The sequence below is a fragment of the Phreatobacter cathodiphilus genome (assembly GCF_003008515.1).
In the GTDB taxonomy this organism is placed as follows: Bacteria; Pseudomonadota; Alphaproteobacteria; order Rhizobiales; family Phreatobacteraceae; genus Phreatobacter; species Phreatobacter cathodiphilus.
On the sequence record NZ_CP027668.1, the window covers coordinates 3,707,886 to 3,722,492 of the forward strand.

At 70.1% G+C, this 14,607-nt stretch carries 11 protein-coding genes; 8 read left to right on the forward strand and 3 right to left on the reverse strand.

All coding sequences use genetic code 11. The features are described 5' to 3' along the window. The first annotated feature begins 31 nt into the window (after positions 1 to 31). Both C6569_RS17765 and C6569_RS17770 read left to right on the forward strand, forming a co-directional pair. Positions 32 to 1,462: a M48 family metalloprotease gene (locus C6569_RS17765; RefSeq protein ID WP_245898141.1), complete on the forward strand. Its 1,431-nt coding sequence runs from the start codon at positions 32 to 34 to the stop codon at positions 1,460 to 1,462. 92 nt (positions 1,463 to 1,554) lie between these two features. After that, positions 1,555 to 2,322, forward strand: coding sequence for a glucose 1-dehydrogenase (locus C6569_RS17770; RefSeq protein WP_106750133.1), 768 nt, complete (start codon positions 1,555 to 1,557; stop codon positions 2,320 to 2,322). A gap of 5 nt (positions 2,323 to 2,327) precedes the next feature. Here C6569_RS17770 and C6569_RS17775 read toward each other — a convergent pair whose 3' ends face one another. Then, positions 2,328 to 2,828: a L,D-transpeptidase family protein gene (locus C6569_RS17775; RefSeq protein WP_245898359.1), complete on the reverse strand. Its 501-nt coding sequence runs from the start codon at positions 2,826 to 2,828 to the stop codon at positions 2,328 to 2,330. Between the two features lie 164 nt (positions 2,829 to 2,992). On the opposite strand from C6569_RS17775, the gene C6569_RS17780 reads away from it, so the two are divergent. The 3 genes from C6569_RS17780 (at position 2,993) to C6569_RS17790 (ending at position 6,640) form a co-directional block, all read left to right on the forward strand. Beyond that, positions 2,993 to 3,679, forward strand: coding sequence for a response regulator transcription factor (locus C6569_RS17780; protein ID WP_106750135.1), 687 nt, complete (start codon positions 2,993 to 2,995; stop codon positions 3,677 to 3,679). A 117-nt stretch (positions 3,680 to 3,796) separates the two neighbouring features. Then, complete coding sequence (locus tag C6569_RS17785; protein ID WP_106750136.1) at positions 3,797 to 4,246, forward strand: cyclic nucleotide-binding domain-containing protein; 450 nt, start codon at positions 3,797 to 3,799, stop codon at positions 4,244 to 4,246. Positions 4,247 to 4,339: 93 nt separating this feature from the next. Next, positions 4,340 to 6,640, forward strand: a complete 2,301-nt coding sequence (locus tag C6569_RS17790) for a PAS domain-containing hybrid sensor histidine kinase/response regulator (RefSeq protein ID WP_106750137.1) — start codon at positions 4,340 to 4,342, stop codon at positions 6,638 to 6,640. A 7-nt stretch (positions 6,641 to 6,647) separates the two neighbouring features. On the opposite strand, the gene C6569_RS17795 is transcribed toward C6569_RS17790, so the two are convergent. Together C6569_RS17795 and C6569_RS17800 are read right to left on the reverse strand one after the other, a co-directional pair. Continuing rightward, a complete protein-coding gene (locus C6569_RS17795; RefSeq protein WP_106750138.1) occupies positions 6,648 to 7,070 on the reverse strand; it encodes a globin domain-containing protein in 423 nt (140 codons plus the stop codon). 262 nt (positions 7,071 to 7,332) lie between these two features. Beyond that, positions 7,333 to 8,082, reverse strand: coding sequence for a response regulator transcription factor (locus C6569_RS17800; protein ID WP_245898142.1), 750 nt, complete (start codon positions 8,080 to 8,082; stop codon positions 7,333 to 7,335). 80 nt (positions 8,083 to 8,162) lie between these two features. On the opposite strand from C6569_RS17800, the gene C6569_RS17805 reads away from it, so the two are divergent. The 3 genes from C6569_RS17805 to C6569_RS17815 all read left to right on the forward strand — a co-directional run bounded on the left by C6569_RS17805 (position 8,163) and on the right by C6569_RS17815 (position 14,590). Then, entirely contained in the window at positions 8,163 to 8,873 is a 711-nt protein-coding gene (locus tag C6569_RS17805; RefSeq protein WP_342750232.1) for a response regulator, read from the forward strand. A 2-nt stretch (positions 8,874 to 8,875) separates the two neighbouring features. Then, entirely contained in the window at positions 8,876 to 10,855 is a 1,980-nt protein-coding gene (locus C6569_RS17810; protein ID WP_146144841.1) for a PAS domain S-box protein, read from the forward strand. Between the two features lie 357 nt (positions 10,856 to 11,212). Next, positions 11,213 to 14,590 (forward strand): helicase-related protein, encoded by a 3,378-nt coding sequence (locus tag C6569_RS17815; protein ID WP_106750142.1) that lies wholly within the window; start codon positions 11,213 to 11,215, stop codon positions 14,588 to 14,590. The last annotated feature ends 17 nt before the right edge of the window (positions 14,591 to 14,607 follow it).

The following is a 14,607-nucleotide window of genomic DNA, read 5'->3' on the forward strand; positions in this document are numbered from 1 at the left end:
GACCGTGTCTCGGTTCGCCGGAGCAGCGCATGTGCATTGGCCGTCGCCCCGCGCGGCGGCGATGGCGCTCGCGCTGATCCTGACCGGCTGCGCCACCGCGCCGGACGCGACCGCCCCCGTTCCCGAGCCGGTTCCCACCGAAACGCGCCTGCCGCCGCTGACCAGCCGCGACCACGGCCGCATTCTCACTGCCTTCGGCGGCGAATACAGCGCGCCCGGCATCGAACGCCTGGCGACCGAAGTGCTCGACCGGCTCGCCGCAGCCTCCGACAAACCCGACCAGCGCTACCGGCTCACCGTCCTCAACTCGCCGACCATCAACGCCTTCGCGCTGCCCTCCGGCCATCTCTACATCACCCGCGGCATGCTGGCCCTCATCAACGACATGAGCGAGTTCGCCGCCGTGCTCGGCCACGAGATGGCCCATGTCTCGGCCCGTCACGCCAACCAGCGCGAGGATCAGGTGCGCACCAGCGAACTGGTCGCGGTGATGCGGGCGCGCCTCCTCAACGACATGGCCGGCGCCGAGGCGCGGCGCGAAGCGGCGCGGGTGTCGCTCGCCAACTTTTCGCGCAGCCAGGAGCTGGAGGCCGACACGATCGGCGTCGCCCTCATCGCCAAGGCCGGGTTCGACCCCTACGGCGCCTCGCGCTTCCTTGAGACCATGGACCGCAACGCGGCGCTGCGCACCCCGAGCCAGGCTTCGGGCGGCGGACCGGACTTCCTCGCCTCCCACCCCTCGACCCCGGAGCGCATCCGCCAGGCGGTGCTCGCGGCGCGCCAGCACATGGCGCCCGACGGCCGCCCGCGCGACCGCGAGCGCTACCTGCGCGCCATCGACGGCATCACCTTCGGCGAGGATCCGCGCCAGGGCGTGGTGCGCGGGCGCAGCTTCATCCATCCGCGCCTCGGCTTCACCGTCACCGCTCCGGAAGGCTTCACGCTGGAGAATTCGCGCCAGGCGGTCACCGGCCTCGGCCCCCACGAAATGGCGATCCGCCTCGACGTGGTCCGCGTTCCGGCGAGCCAGGCGCTGACCTCCTACCTCTCCTCCGGCTGGATCGACGGGCTCGCTTCCGAAACGGTCGAGGCGGTGACGATCAACGGCTTCCAGGCCGCCACCGCCGTGGCGCGCGGCAGCGACTGGTCGTTCCGCATCTTCGTGGTGCGTTTCGGCAGCGAGGTCTACCGGATCATCTATGCGGCGCGCGACCTCAACGCCGAGGTGGACGGCTCCTTCCGCGCCTCGATGGAAACCTTCCGCCGCCTGACCAGCGCCGAGGCGGCGGTGAAGCCTGCCCGCGTGCGCACCCTGCGCGCCGGCGAGGGCGACACCGTCCTGACCTTCGCGCGCCGCATGCAGGTGCCGGACCGCGCCGAAGAGCGCTTCCGCGTCCTCAATGGGCTCGGCGACGGCGAGCAGCCCCGCGGCGGCGAACTCGTCAAGATCATCGCCGAGTAGAAACTACCATACAAGTTGCGGCTGCCTCTTGCATCGGTGCGCGCCTTGGCCTTTGCTCCTCGCCCACCGAGGAAACGCCAAAGGCACCGACCATGACGCTGAAGACCTTCGACCTGACCGGCCGCCGCGCCCTCATCACCGGATCGGGCAGCGGCATCGGGCTCGCCTATGCCGAAGGCCTGGCGGGCGCCGGCTGCGAGATCGTCCTCAACGGCCGCGACGAGAGCAAGCTCGCCAAGGCCGAGGCGGCGCTGAGGGCCCGCGGATTCCGCGTCACCTCCAGCGCCTTCGACGTCACCGACCCGGCGGCGGTGAAGGCCGGCGTCGACGCCGTCGAGAAGGATGTCGGCCCCATCGACATCCTCGTCAACAATGCCGGCATGACCATCCGCCAGCCGCTGGAGGACTTTCCGGAGGACGCCTGGCGGCGGGTCATGGCGACCAACATCGACAGCGTCTTCTACGTCTCCAAGGCAGTGGCGAGGCACATGCTGCCGCGCGGCTACGGCAAGATCATCAACACCTGTTCGGTGATGAGCGAGCTCGGCCGGCCCTCCATCGCCCCCTATACCGCCTCCAAGGGCGCGGTGAAGATGATGACCCGGCAGATGGCCGTGGAATGGGGCCGCCGCGGCATCCGCTCCAACGGCATCGCGCCGGGCTATTTCAAGACCGAGCTGACCGACGCGCTGGTGAAGGACGAAAAGTTCTCCTCCTGGCTCGAGGGACGCACGCCGCTCGGGCGCTGGGGCGACGTCTCGGAGCTGCAGGGAGCCTGCGTCTTCCTGGCTGCCCCCGCGTCGGACTACGTCACCGGCCACGTCCTCTTCGTCGACGGCGGCCTGACCGCCTCCGTCTGAGCCCCCTAGCGCACCACCATCACCGCCTGCCGCGACAGCCGCGGCAGGATCTTGGCGAAATCGGCGATGCGGATGGCGACGCAGCCCGCCGTCGGGGTGAAGCCGTCGCGCGCGCCGTGCCAGAAAATGGCGCTGCCACGTCGGCGGCGGACGGGCGCGTCGTTCCAGCCGAGCTCGACAATGGTGTCGTAGAGGCGGTCGGCGCGGGCGAGGCGCTCCTCGGCCGGGCCCGGCGGGCGGCGGATCAGTCGGTTGTAGCGCCGGTCGTCAGCATCGTCGCACCAGGCGTCCTCCGGGCCGATGGCCCGGACCGGGCGGAGGACCTGCGGCCGGGGGAGCCGATCGGCGCGGAAGAAGACGCGGCGGAGCAGCAGCCGCGCCCGCGGCGTCGCCCCGTCACCCTCGCGCTTGTCCGAGCGGATGCCGCCGCGGCCGAGGGCGCAGGGAAAGGCCGCGAGACCCACATGCACCACGCCGCGGGAGGGGCGGCCCGGCAAGGCATGCACAAAAATCCGTGAGACGCGACCTTTCGCCATCAAAATGTCATCCATATCTCTACGACCCGGTGCGCCGCCGTTGTGTAACGCGAACGGCGCAGCGCGCGTAGTGCCTTTCCAAGTCTCGACCTCCGGGCCCGTCCTTGCGGCAGCCCCTCTTTCCGGGTGATCTGATGAGCCAAGTCCGCAAGATCCTGCTCTGCGACGACGATGCCGACATGCGCGAGGCGCTGTCCGAACAGCTCGCGCTGCACGAGGAGTTCGAGACCGTCAGCGTCGATTCCGCCGCCAAGGCGATCCAGACGGTGAAGGGCGATCATTTCGACCTCCTGATCATGGATGTCGGACTGCCGGACATGGACGGCCGCGAGGCGGTCAAGATCATGCGCAAGGGCGGTTTCAAGAGCCCCATCATCATGCTGACGGGCCACGACACCGATTCCGACACGATCCTCGGCCTCGAGGCAGGCGCCAACGACTACGTGGTCAAGCCCTTCCGCTTCGCGGTGTTGCTCGCCCGCGTGCGCGCCCAGTTGCGCCAGCACGAGGCCAGCGAGGACGCGGTGTTCCAGATCGGAACCTATTCCTTCCGGCCCTCGTCCAAGCTCCTGATCACCGACAAGAACGGCAAGATCCGCCTGACCGAGAAGGAGACGGCGATCCTGCGCTACCTCTACCGCCAGGGCATCAAGCCGGTATCGCGCGAGATCCTGCTCTCCGAGGTCTGGGGATACAATTCCGGCGTCACCACCCACACGCTGGAGACCCACATCTACCGGCTGCGTCAGAAGATCGAAAAGGATCCGGGCAACGCCTCCCTTCTCGTCACCGAAGGCGGCGGCTACAAGCTGGTTCCCTGACAGCGTTACCGAATTCCAAAGACATTTCGGTACATTGTTGAAGATCGGCCGCCCGGCCCCCGGCACGGGCGGCTCTATTGCCGTTCGATTCCCTTTCAGTCGTGCTAAGCGGAGCCCATGGCCCTCGACGACGACATTGCCCTTCTGGCGCGGGTTCCGCTGTTCGCAAGTCTGGGCGGAGAGCCGGTCCGCCTCCTGGCATTCTCCGCCGAGACGCGCTTCCTGCGCGCCGGCGACGTGCTGTTCAAGGAGGGGCAGGCGGCCGATTGCGGCTATGTGATCGGCGAGGGGCGCATTTCGCTGACCAATGACGGCGGCCTCACCGACCATCTCGCCGGGCCCGGCAGCCTCATCGGCGAGATGGCCCTGATCATCGAGACGTTGCGCCCCGCCACCGCCACGGCGCGCGATCCCGTCACCGTCCTGCGCATTCCGCGCGCGCTGTTCCGCCGGGTGCTCACCGAGTTTCCCGACGCGGCGCAGCGGGTGCACGAGGATTTCCGCGAGAAGATGCGGGCCACCACCGCCGATCTGCTGCGCGTCGGCAGGCTGTTCGAACGCGGCTGAGCATTCCGCGCGCGCTTGACGCGAGGTCAGTGCCGCACCAATGTCCCGCCCGGTGCCTGGTCACCTGGGGTGACCCTGGCCGCGGAGAAGGCGATGGCCGAAACCGGCACGCGCGGTGGAAGCGCCGGCAACGGCGGCACGGACCTCTCACGCCGCTTCGCCGGCCTCCTCATCCTGTGCGGACTGCCGCTGTTGCTGCTCGTTGGCGCGCTCGGCTGGTCGACCTACGGGCGGGCCGAGCTCACCGCGCAGGCGCGCGACCACATGGTCGAGCATGTCCTCCTCGTCGGCGGCATCGTCGCCACCTTCACCGTGCTCGCCGTGGTGGTCTGGCGGCAGTTCGTCGCTCCCGCAGTGGCACTGGCACGGGCGAGCGCGCTGAGCGGCCGCGGCGAGACGGCGCCGCTGCCGGATGTGCCGACGCCCTGGGCGGGGCTGCGCCACCAGCTCGAACTCTCCATCGGCGAGCAGCAGGCCAAGATCCACCAGCTCAGGGCGATGATCGACGGCATCCCGCTGCGCACCGTCTATGTCGATCCCGACCTCGTTTACCGCGACGCCAACCGCGAGTTCCTCGAATTCGTCGGCAAGCCGCGGGACGAGGTCATCGGTCACACGGTGGAGGAAATCCTCGGCCCCAAAGTGGTCGAACAGTACCTGACCCTCGGCGAGCGGGTCCGCCGCGGCGAGACCATGCGGTGGGAGGGATGGATCCCCTTCGTCACCCGCGGCCAGCGCTACCTGCAGGTCTCGCTCATGCCCTATGTGGCGGTCGGCGACACCCGCGTCGGCTACCTCACCTTCACCCGCGACCTCACCGAGCTGAAACTGGGCGAGCAGGAACTCGCCCGCAACATGGAGGCGCTGGCGCGCAGCGAGGCGATGAACAAGGCGGTGGTCGTCTCCTCCCTCGACGCCATCATCGTCTCGGACGAGGACTGGCGGGTGGTCGAGTTCAATCCCGCCGCCGAGGCCATGTTCGGCTTCGCGCGGGAGGAGGCCATGGGCCGCTACGCCTTCGACATCGTCGTGCCCGACGACATGCGCGACATGCAGATCGGCACCATGGCGCGCTACAAGGCCAAGGTGGACGTGGGCAGCCTCGCCCGCCGCTTCGACACGGTTGCGAGGCGCCGCGACGGCTCGACCTTCCCGGTGGAATATTCCGTCAATACGATCCGCACCGGCGACCATCGCCTGTTCATGGCCCATGTCCGCGACCTCACCGAGACCCGGCGGATGGAGGCGGAGGCGCAGGCGAGCCGCGAACGCCTGCACCAGGTGGAGAAGCTCTCCGCCATGGGCTCCCTGCTCGCGGGGGTCGCGCACGAGCTGAACAACCCGCTCGCCATCGTCATCGCCCAGTCGTCCCTTCTGGTGGAGAAAGCCGCCACCGAGGGCGTGAAACGCCGCGGCGAGCGGATCCACGCCGCCGCCGAGCGCTGCGGCCGCATCGTCAAGAGCTTCCTCGCCATGGCGCGGCAGAAGCCGCCGCAGCGCGAACCGGTCGACCTCGGGCAGGTCGTGACCGGCGCTCTCGACATGGTCGCCTACGGCCTGCGCAGCTCCGGCATCGACGTGGACATGGACATCACGCCGGACCTGCCGGTGATCAGCGGCGACCGCGACCTGCTGACCCAGGTCCTCGCCAATCTGATGATCAACGCCCAGCAGGCGCTGATGGACCAGCCGGCGCCGCGGCGGATCGCCCTGCGTGTGCGGCGGGAGGGAGCCGACATCGCCATCCGCGTCGCCGACAACGGTCCGGGCATTCCCCCCGACATCATGCGGCGGGTTTTTGAGCCCTATTTCACCACCAAGCCGGCGGGGGTCGGGACGGGCATCGGCCTGTCCATCTGCCGCAACGTGGTCGAGGCCCATGGCGGCAAGGTCTCGTTGAGCAACCGCCCGGAGGGTGGCGCGCAGTTCGACATCACCCTGCCGGTGGCGCCCGCGGGAGCGGAAACCGCCGAGGCCGGCGCGCCGCCGCTCTCGCGGCCGGGCCTGTCCGTTCTCATCGTCGACGACGAGGTGGACGTCGCCCGCAGCCTCGCCGAGATCGTCGAGGGGCTGGGGCACCGGCCGGTCACGGTCGACCGGCCGATGGCGGCCCTCGAACAGGTGGAGAACCGCCGCTTCGACGTGATCTTCGCCGACCTGCGCATGCCGGGCCTCGACGGCATCGACTTCCGCGACCGCATCCACCGCCGCGACCCCGCCCTGGCGGAGCGCACGGTGATCGTCACCGGAGATACCGTGGCCGGGCCCGATCGGCTGGCGCGCGCCGAGGGCGCCGAGGCAGTGGTGCTGGAGAAGCCCTTCACCTTCGACGACGTGCGCCAGGTGCTCGCGCGCGTCGCCGGCAGCGGGACGGCGGAGCCCGCCGCCCGCTAGGTGGCGCTCAGGCGGCGGCGCGCGGCGCTCCCTCGGCCTCGCTCATGGTCTCGGCCAGCATGCCGTAGCAGCGGGCCCAGGCGGCGCGGGAGGCATCGTCGAACCCGTCGCCGAGATGGTCGCCGAGGGTCTTCAGGAGAGCGATGCCGACCGTGTGATAGTCGGCGGCGGTGACGCCGTAGCCGACATGTTTCGCACCGAGGGCGCGGACGTCGTCAATGACGGCGGCGAGGTCGTCGAGCGACAGGATGACGTGGGCCAGCACCTTCACCAGCTTGCCGCGCTGGGCGGAGAGGTCGGCGGGAAACATCGGCCTGAGCGTGCCGTCGAGGTGGAAGAGATTGTCGTAGAAGTCGGCGGCGAAGGCATCCGCTCGGCGGGCGACGAGGCCGAACTGGCGGCGGATGAGGGCGATCTGGTCGGGTGTCATGGGATGTATCCGCTGGTGGTGGTGGAGTGACCCGAGCCTCGCCGGGCCGTCCTTCACCCCCATGCCGCCCGTCGGACGCCGCTGTTTCCCCCGTTTCGATGCGTCCGATCGTCCCCCGGCTGAAACACGGATTGACGTTGCACGACATGCGGCGGCACGAATGAGGCGGTCAGATCGTCCCGTTCCCAATCGCACCCACCGCAAGCGCAGACCCGATCCGATGCCGCCGCTCCAGACCACCCGCGAGACCGACCGGTCCGGCTCAGGCCGCTTCCCCGCCGGGCTTTTCGCCGGCATGGCTCGGCACGTCGAAGACGTAGCCGTGGCCGCGGACGGTGCGGATCGCCTCGGTGTCCAGCTTGCGCCTGAGGCGGGCGATGCGGGAATCGACGGCGCGGTCGAAGGCTTCCTCGTCCTCCGCGGGCGCCTGCTCCATGATCTCCTCGCGGGTCAGCACCTTGCCGGGATTCTCCGCAAAGATGCGGATCAGCGCCACCTCGCCGGCGGAGAGCCGGTCGGTCGAGCCGTCCACCTTGAGGATACGCGCCGCGACGAGATCGACCGAGGCCTGTTCGAAGACGACGAGGTTGCGCCGCCGTCCCAGCCGGCGCTGCAGGATGCCCGCCACGCGGGCGGCGAGCTCGCGCAGCTCGACCGGCTTCTGCACATAGTCGTCGGCGCCGAGTTCGAGGCCGAGCACACGGTCGATCGGATCGGGATTGCCGGTGAGGACCAGCACGGCGACGTCGCTGGCCAGATCCGTCCGGATCAGGATGTCGATGCCGTTCTCGCCCGGCAGGCCGATGTCGAGAATGATGAGGTCTGGCTTCTCGCGGGCGAGATAGGGCTCCAGCTCCCAGGCCGCCTTCAGGCAGTCGACGTCGTAGCCGAGATCGGTAAGGTACTCCCGCACCGCGTCGGCCCAGTCGGGTTCGTCGTCCAGCACCGCTATCCTGCCGCGCCGCGCCATCGTCTTCCCTTCCACAACCCGTCGCCGGACAGCCTCGTCCATGCGACACGTCATCCTAATGCGCAGCCCTCGGGGCTGTCACGCATGCTCGCAACCGAAGGGCATCTGCAATGAGAGCCACCGTGGCCATCGTCGACGACGAGGAACATCTGCGCGAGGCGGTCGGGGAATATCTCGAGCTCCAGGGCTTCGAGGTGATGAGCTTCCGCAACGCCCAGGCCTTCCGTGAGGAAAGCGCCGGCAAGGCGATCGACGTCGCCATCCTCGACATCGCCATGCCGGGCGAGGACGGACTGTCGCTCGCCCGCTTCATCCGCAAGTCCGGCCAGACCGGCATCATCATGGCGACGGCGGCCGGGCGCCCCATCGACCGGATCGTCGGCCTCGAGATCGGCGCGGACGACTATCTGGTGAAGCCCTACGAGCTCAGGGAACTCCTCGCCCGCATCAAGAGCGTGCTGCGCCGGGTGAACGCCGCGCCGGCCGCGGCCGAACCGCAGTCGCCGGCGGTACGCGAGGGCCGCAGCCTGCGCTTCGGCGCGCTGACGCTCGACCTCGACGCGCGCCGCCTCACCGACGCCGCCAACGGGCCGATCGAGCTGACCGCGATGGAGTTCGACCTCCTCCAGGCACTGGCGACGAGGCCGAACCGCGTCCTCTCGCGCGGCCAGCTCCAGGAATTCGCCCACGGGCGCTCCGCCGACGAGAGCGACCGCTCGATCGACATCCGCGTGACGCGTCTGCGCAAGAAGATCGAACCGGATCCCGAACACCCGCGCTTCATCAAGACGGTGCGCGGCGAGGGCTATGTCTTCGTCCCCAGCGGAGCGTGATCGTGTCCTCGGCCAGCGGGGGGGCCGCTGCAGATTCGGGGAACGACCTCGCGGCGATGGTGCGCGACGAGGTCCTGGCGCCCGGTGGCCGGTTCGACACCGGCGTGCTCGGCAGGCTCTTCGACGCCATGCCGATGCGTGTGACGGCAGCCGATGCCGAGGGCCGGTTCGTCTATGCCAACCGCGCCGCTCTCGCCATGTTCGACCTCAGCCTCGACCAGGTGGTGGGCCGGACCGTGCGGGAGATTCTCGGCGAGGACATGGCCGCGAGGACCACGCCGCTCATCGCCACCCTCGCCGGCGGCGAGCCGGTGCAGTGGAGCGACTGGGTCACCTATGCCAACGGCGCCCGTCGCCATGTCGAGCAGGTCTATGCGCCCTGTTTCGACCGCGGCGGCGGCCTCGTCGGCTTCATCGCGCTGATCCGCGACACCACCGCCCTGAAGGAGCGGGAGGAGGCACTGGAGGCCCGGCTCGCCGCCCTGAACGTCGCCGAGGCCATCAACACCGCCATCATCAAGACCTCCATCGATCCGATCATGGTGGTCGACGAGGAGGGCGTGCTGATCGACCTCAACCCCGCCGCCATGGCGACCTTCGGCTATTCCCGCAGCAATTCCGTCGGCCGGCCGATCTCCGAACTGATCATCCCGCCGTCCCTGCGGCAGGCCCATGCCGAGGGCATGGCCCGCTATACGGCGAGCGGCATCAGCCGCGTGCTCGACCAGCGGCTGACCCTGGAGGCGCAGCGGGCCGACGGCTCGGTCATTCCCATCGAGTTGACCATTTCCGAGATCCGCCTGCCGCAGCGGCGGGTGTTCACCGCGCACCTGCGCGACCTGTCGCAGGCTCGCGAGGCGGAGCGGCAGATGGAGCAGCAGCGCGAGCGGCTGCACCAGGCCGAGAAGCTCTCCGCCATGGGCTCGCTGCTCGCCGGCGTCGCCCACGAGCTCAACAATCCGCTGGCCATCCTCGTGGCGCAGTCGACCCTGCTGATGGAGACGGCGAGCGATGCCGGCCAGAAGCGGCGGGCCGAACGCATCCACGCCGCCGCCGACCGGGCGGGCCGCATCGTCAAGAGCTTCCTCGCCATGGCCCGCCAGCGGCCGGAGAAGCGCGAGACGACCCAGCTCAACGACCTCGTCCGCTCCGCCGCCGACATGCTCGCCTACGGGCTGCGCAGCCACGACGTGACGCTCGACCTCGACCTCGACCCGAACCTGCCGGTCATCGTCGCCGACCAGGACTTCATCGGCCAGGTGGTCGCCAACCTCGTCATCAACGCCCAGCACGCTCTCGTCGACATGGAGCCGCCGCGCGTGGTCAGCATCGCCACCCGGCGCAAGAACGGCCATGTGCGGCTCGTCGTCAGCGACAACGGGCCCGGCGTGCCGGATGCCATCGCGGGGCGCATCTTCGATCCCTATTTCACCACCAAGCCGGCCGGCGTCGGCACGGGGATCGGCCTGTCGATCTGCAAGTCCATCATCGAGTCGCACGGCGGCTCCATCGCCCTCGACCGCAGCGAGGAGGGCGGCGCCCGCTTCACCGTGCTGCTCCCGGCCGCTCTGCCCCCGGCCCCGGCCGAGGCGCCCGAGGAGCCGGCCCGGCCGGAGGGCCTCACCATCCTCGTCGTCGACGACGAGGCCGACGTGCGCGCCAGCCTCGCCGAGATGCTCGAACTCTTCGGCCACCGCATCCTGCCGGCGCAGACGGCCCGCGAGGCGTTGGAGGAGGGGGCGATCCAGGCGGCCGACCTCGTCTTCGTCGACCTGCGCATGCCGGGCATCGACGGCCTGAAGTTCCGTGACCGGGCGGTGGCGCTCAATCCCCGCCTCGCCGACCGGGTGGTCATCATGACCGGCGACGCGGTCGAGGGTCCGGGCGCCATCGAGCGCCACGCGGGAGACGAGACGATTCCGGTGATGGAGAAGCCCTTCACCTTGGCAGACGTTCGCCGGATCCTCTCGGCCTTCATCTGAACTGCCGCGATCTTGGCGAGTCTCTGCGGTTCCAGACCGAATCCTCGCGGACCCACGCCGAGTCTTGCGTGAGTCCCTCGTACGGCCAGGAGGCCGGCGCGGAGTCGCCGTTAAGAATTCGTCAACCGAGATGACTCGCGGCGACACCGCGAAGACTCGACCCCCCGCGTCTTTCGACTCGGCTAGTGGTCGGATCGACTCGCACCCACCACATCTCGTCGGGAACGAATCGTGACTCGGCACGAGTCAGCGATTCGGGCCCGATTCGTTCCTCACCCGTTCCGGGCGTGAATGTGATGACAGCGCGGCGTGAAAAGATGCCCGCGCCCCGTCCCGGCATGATACAGGGATGGAGGAATGACCCTTTCGCTTCCGCCATTGCCCCCCGCCCTCCGCGGGCGTGGGGTCACCGCAGTGCTTGGCCCCACCAATACGGGCAAGACGACGCTCGCCATCGAGCGGATGCTGGCCCATCCCTCGGGGTTGATCGGCCTGCCGCTGCGCCTTCTGGCGCGCGAGGTCTACGGCAAGCTGGTCGCCAGGGCCGGTGAGGGCGCCGTCGCCCTCGTCACCGGCGAGGAGAAGATCAAGCCTCCGGGCGCGCGCTACTGGGTGGCGACCGTCGAGGCCATGCCCCTCGACCTCGACGTCTCCTTCCTCGCCATCGACGAGGTGCAGATCGCCGGCGACCTCGAGCGCGGCCACGTCTTCACCGACCGCATCCTCAACCGCCGCGGCCGCGACGAGACCATGCTGCTCGGCGCCGCCACCATGCGCGGGCTGATCGAGAAGCTCGTTCCCGGCGCCAACATCGTGACACGGCCGCGCTTCTCCAACCTCTCCTTCGCCGGCGAGAAGAAGATCACGCGGCTGCCGCGCCGCTCGGCCATCGTCGCCTTCTCGGCCGACGAGGTCTACGCCATCGCCGAGCTGATCCGCCGGCAGCGCGGGGGGGCGGCGGTTGTGCTGGGGGCTCTGTCGCCGCGCACCCGCAACGCCCAGGTGGAGCTCTATCAGGCGGGCGACGTCGACTATCTCATCGCCACCGACGCCATCGGCATGGGCCTCAACCTCGACGTCGAGCACGTCGCCTTCGCCGCCGACCGCAAATATGACGGCTACCAGTTCCGCCGGCTGAACCCGGTGGAATTCGCGCAGATCGCCGGCCGCGCCGGCCGCTCCAACCGGGACGGCACCTTCGGCACCACGGGTCGCTGCCCGCCGCTGGAGGACGAGCTCGTCCACGCCCTCGAAAGCCATGCCTTCGACGGGGTGAAGGTGCTGCAATGGCGCAACACCCATCTGGATTTCGGCTCGGTGGACCGGCTGCGGGAGAGCCTCGACGTGGTGCCGAACGAGGCTGGCCTCACCCGCTCGCCCATCGCCGAGGACCAAAGGGTGCTGGAACTGGCGCTGCGCGACCCCATGGTGAAGGAGCGCGCCGTCGGTCGCGCCGCCGTCGCGCGGCTGTGGGAAGCCTGCATGATGCCGGACTACCGCAAGATCTCGCCCGCCAGCCATGCCGACCTCGTCACCACGCTTTTCGGCTATCTCACGGGACGTTCGGGCCGGATTCCCTCCGACTGGATCGCCGCGCAGGTCGCCTTCGCCGACCGTACGGACGGCGACATCGACACGTTGTCGGCCCGCATCTCCCACATCCGCACCTGGACCTTCGCGGCCAACCGGCCGGATTGGGTCGACGACCCCGTCCACTGGCAGGCCGAAACCCGCCGCGTCGAAGACATTTTGTCCGACGCCCTCCATGAACGCTTGACGCAGCGCTTCGTCGACCGCAGGACGAGCGTGCTGATGCGGCGCCTAAGGGAAAACACCATGCTCGAAGCCGAGATCACCAAGACCGGCGACGTCACCGTCGAGGGCCAGCACGTCGGCCGGCTCGAGGGCTTCCGCTTCGCGCCCGATCCCCAGGCCGGCGACGGCGAGGCCGGCAAGGCTCTTCGGGCGGCGGCTTCGAAGGCGCTGGCGGGCGAGATCGACTCCCGCGCCGAGAAGCTCGCCGCCTCGGGCGACGAGACCTTCATCCTCTCCAACGACGGCACGATCCGCTGGCGCGGCGAGGCGGTGGCCAAGCTGGTGGGCGGCGACAAGGTGCTCTCGCCCCGGGTCCGCATCCTCTCCGACGAGCATCTGACCGGCGGCCCGCGCGACCAGGTGCAGGCCCGCCTCGACCTGTGGGTTCATGCCCAGATCGCCAAGCTTCTCGGGCCCGTCCTGGCTCTGGAGAGTTCGGAGGAACTCACCGGCCTCGCCCGCGGCGTCGCCTTCCAGCTCGCTGAGGCCCTCGGCGTCGTCGAGCGCCCGAAGGTCGCCGAGGACGTCAAGCAGCTCGACCAGGAGGCGCGTGCCGTCCTGCGCAAGCTCGGCGTGCGCTTCGGCGCCTATCACATCTACCTGCCGGCGACGCTGAAGCCGGCGCCGCGCGCCCTGGCACTGCAGCTCTACATGCTCAAGCACGACATGCTTGAGAAGAAGGGCCTCGCCGAGCTGCCGGCGCTCGCCGCCTCGGGCCGCACCTCCATCGCCGTCGACCCGGAGATCGAGAAGGATCTTTACCGCCTCGTCGGCTTCCGGGCGCTGGGCGCCCGCGCCGTGCGCGTCGACATTCTCGAGCGCCTCGCCGACATCATCCGCCCGGCGCTCGCCTGGCGTCCCGGCACGCCGACGCCGGAGCCGGCCGGCCATTTCCCCGGCGGCGGCTTCACCGCGACGGTCGGCATGACCTCGCTGGTCGGCTGCTCGGGCGAGGATTTCGCCTCCATCCTGAAGGGCCTCGGCTACCGAATGGAGAAGCGTCCCGCGCCGCCGCCGAAGTCCGCGGTGGAGAGCACCCCGGCCCCGGCCGAGGCTCCAGCCGAAGAGACGATGGACGAGGCTCCCGCCGAGGCAGCGACGGACGAGGCCGGCTCCGAGGCGGCCCCGATCGCCGAACTCGCCGATACCGACGCCGCAGCACCGGTGGCCGAGGAGGCGGTGCCCGCCCCCGCCGTCACGGAGGAGCCGGCAGCGGCGGCCGCCGCCGACCTGCCGCCCGTCGACGTGGTGGCGCCCGATTTCGAGGCGCCGGCCATGACCGACACCATGGCGCCCAACGCCGTGATGGATCCGGAGGCGGAACTCGCCGTCGTGCCGGCGCCCACCGCCGAAGCTGGCGAGGAGGCCGCGCCGAGTGATTCGGCCGCACCGGCAGAGGCCGCTGCTCCCGCGGAGCCCGCCCTCGTCGAGGTCTGGCGGCCCGGTGGCCGCATGGATGGCGAGCGGGGCGGACGCCGCGATTTCCGCCGCGGCGGCGAGCGCGGCGAGGGCGAGCAGCGCCCCCACCAGGGCCGCCCGCGTCAGGGCCGCAATCCCCGCGAGGGCCAGCGCCAGAACCAAGGTCCGCGCGAGGGACAGCCCGCCGGCGAGGGTCCGGCGCGTGAGGGCGCGCCCGAGGGCGAGCGCCGCGAGGGCGGCCGGCCGCCGCGCCGCGACTTCTCGCGGTTCAAGGGCCCCGGTGGCCAGGAGAATCGCAATCACGAGAACCGCGGCCGCGACTTCCGCGGCAAGGGTGGCGACGGCGACCGCCGAGACCGTCCGCAGCGCGACGAGCGGCCCGACCAGCGCGGCCCGCGCCCGCAGCAGGACCGCGCCCCGCGCCGCGAGAAGGAGCCCGACCCGAATTCTCCCTTCGCCAAGCTCGCAGCGCTCAAGGATGCGCTGACGAAGAAGCCCTGATCCGGACGGACGGGGCG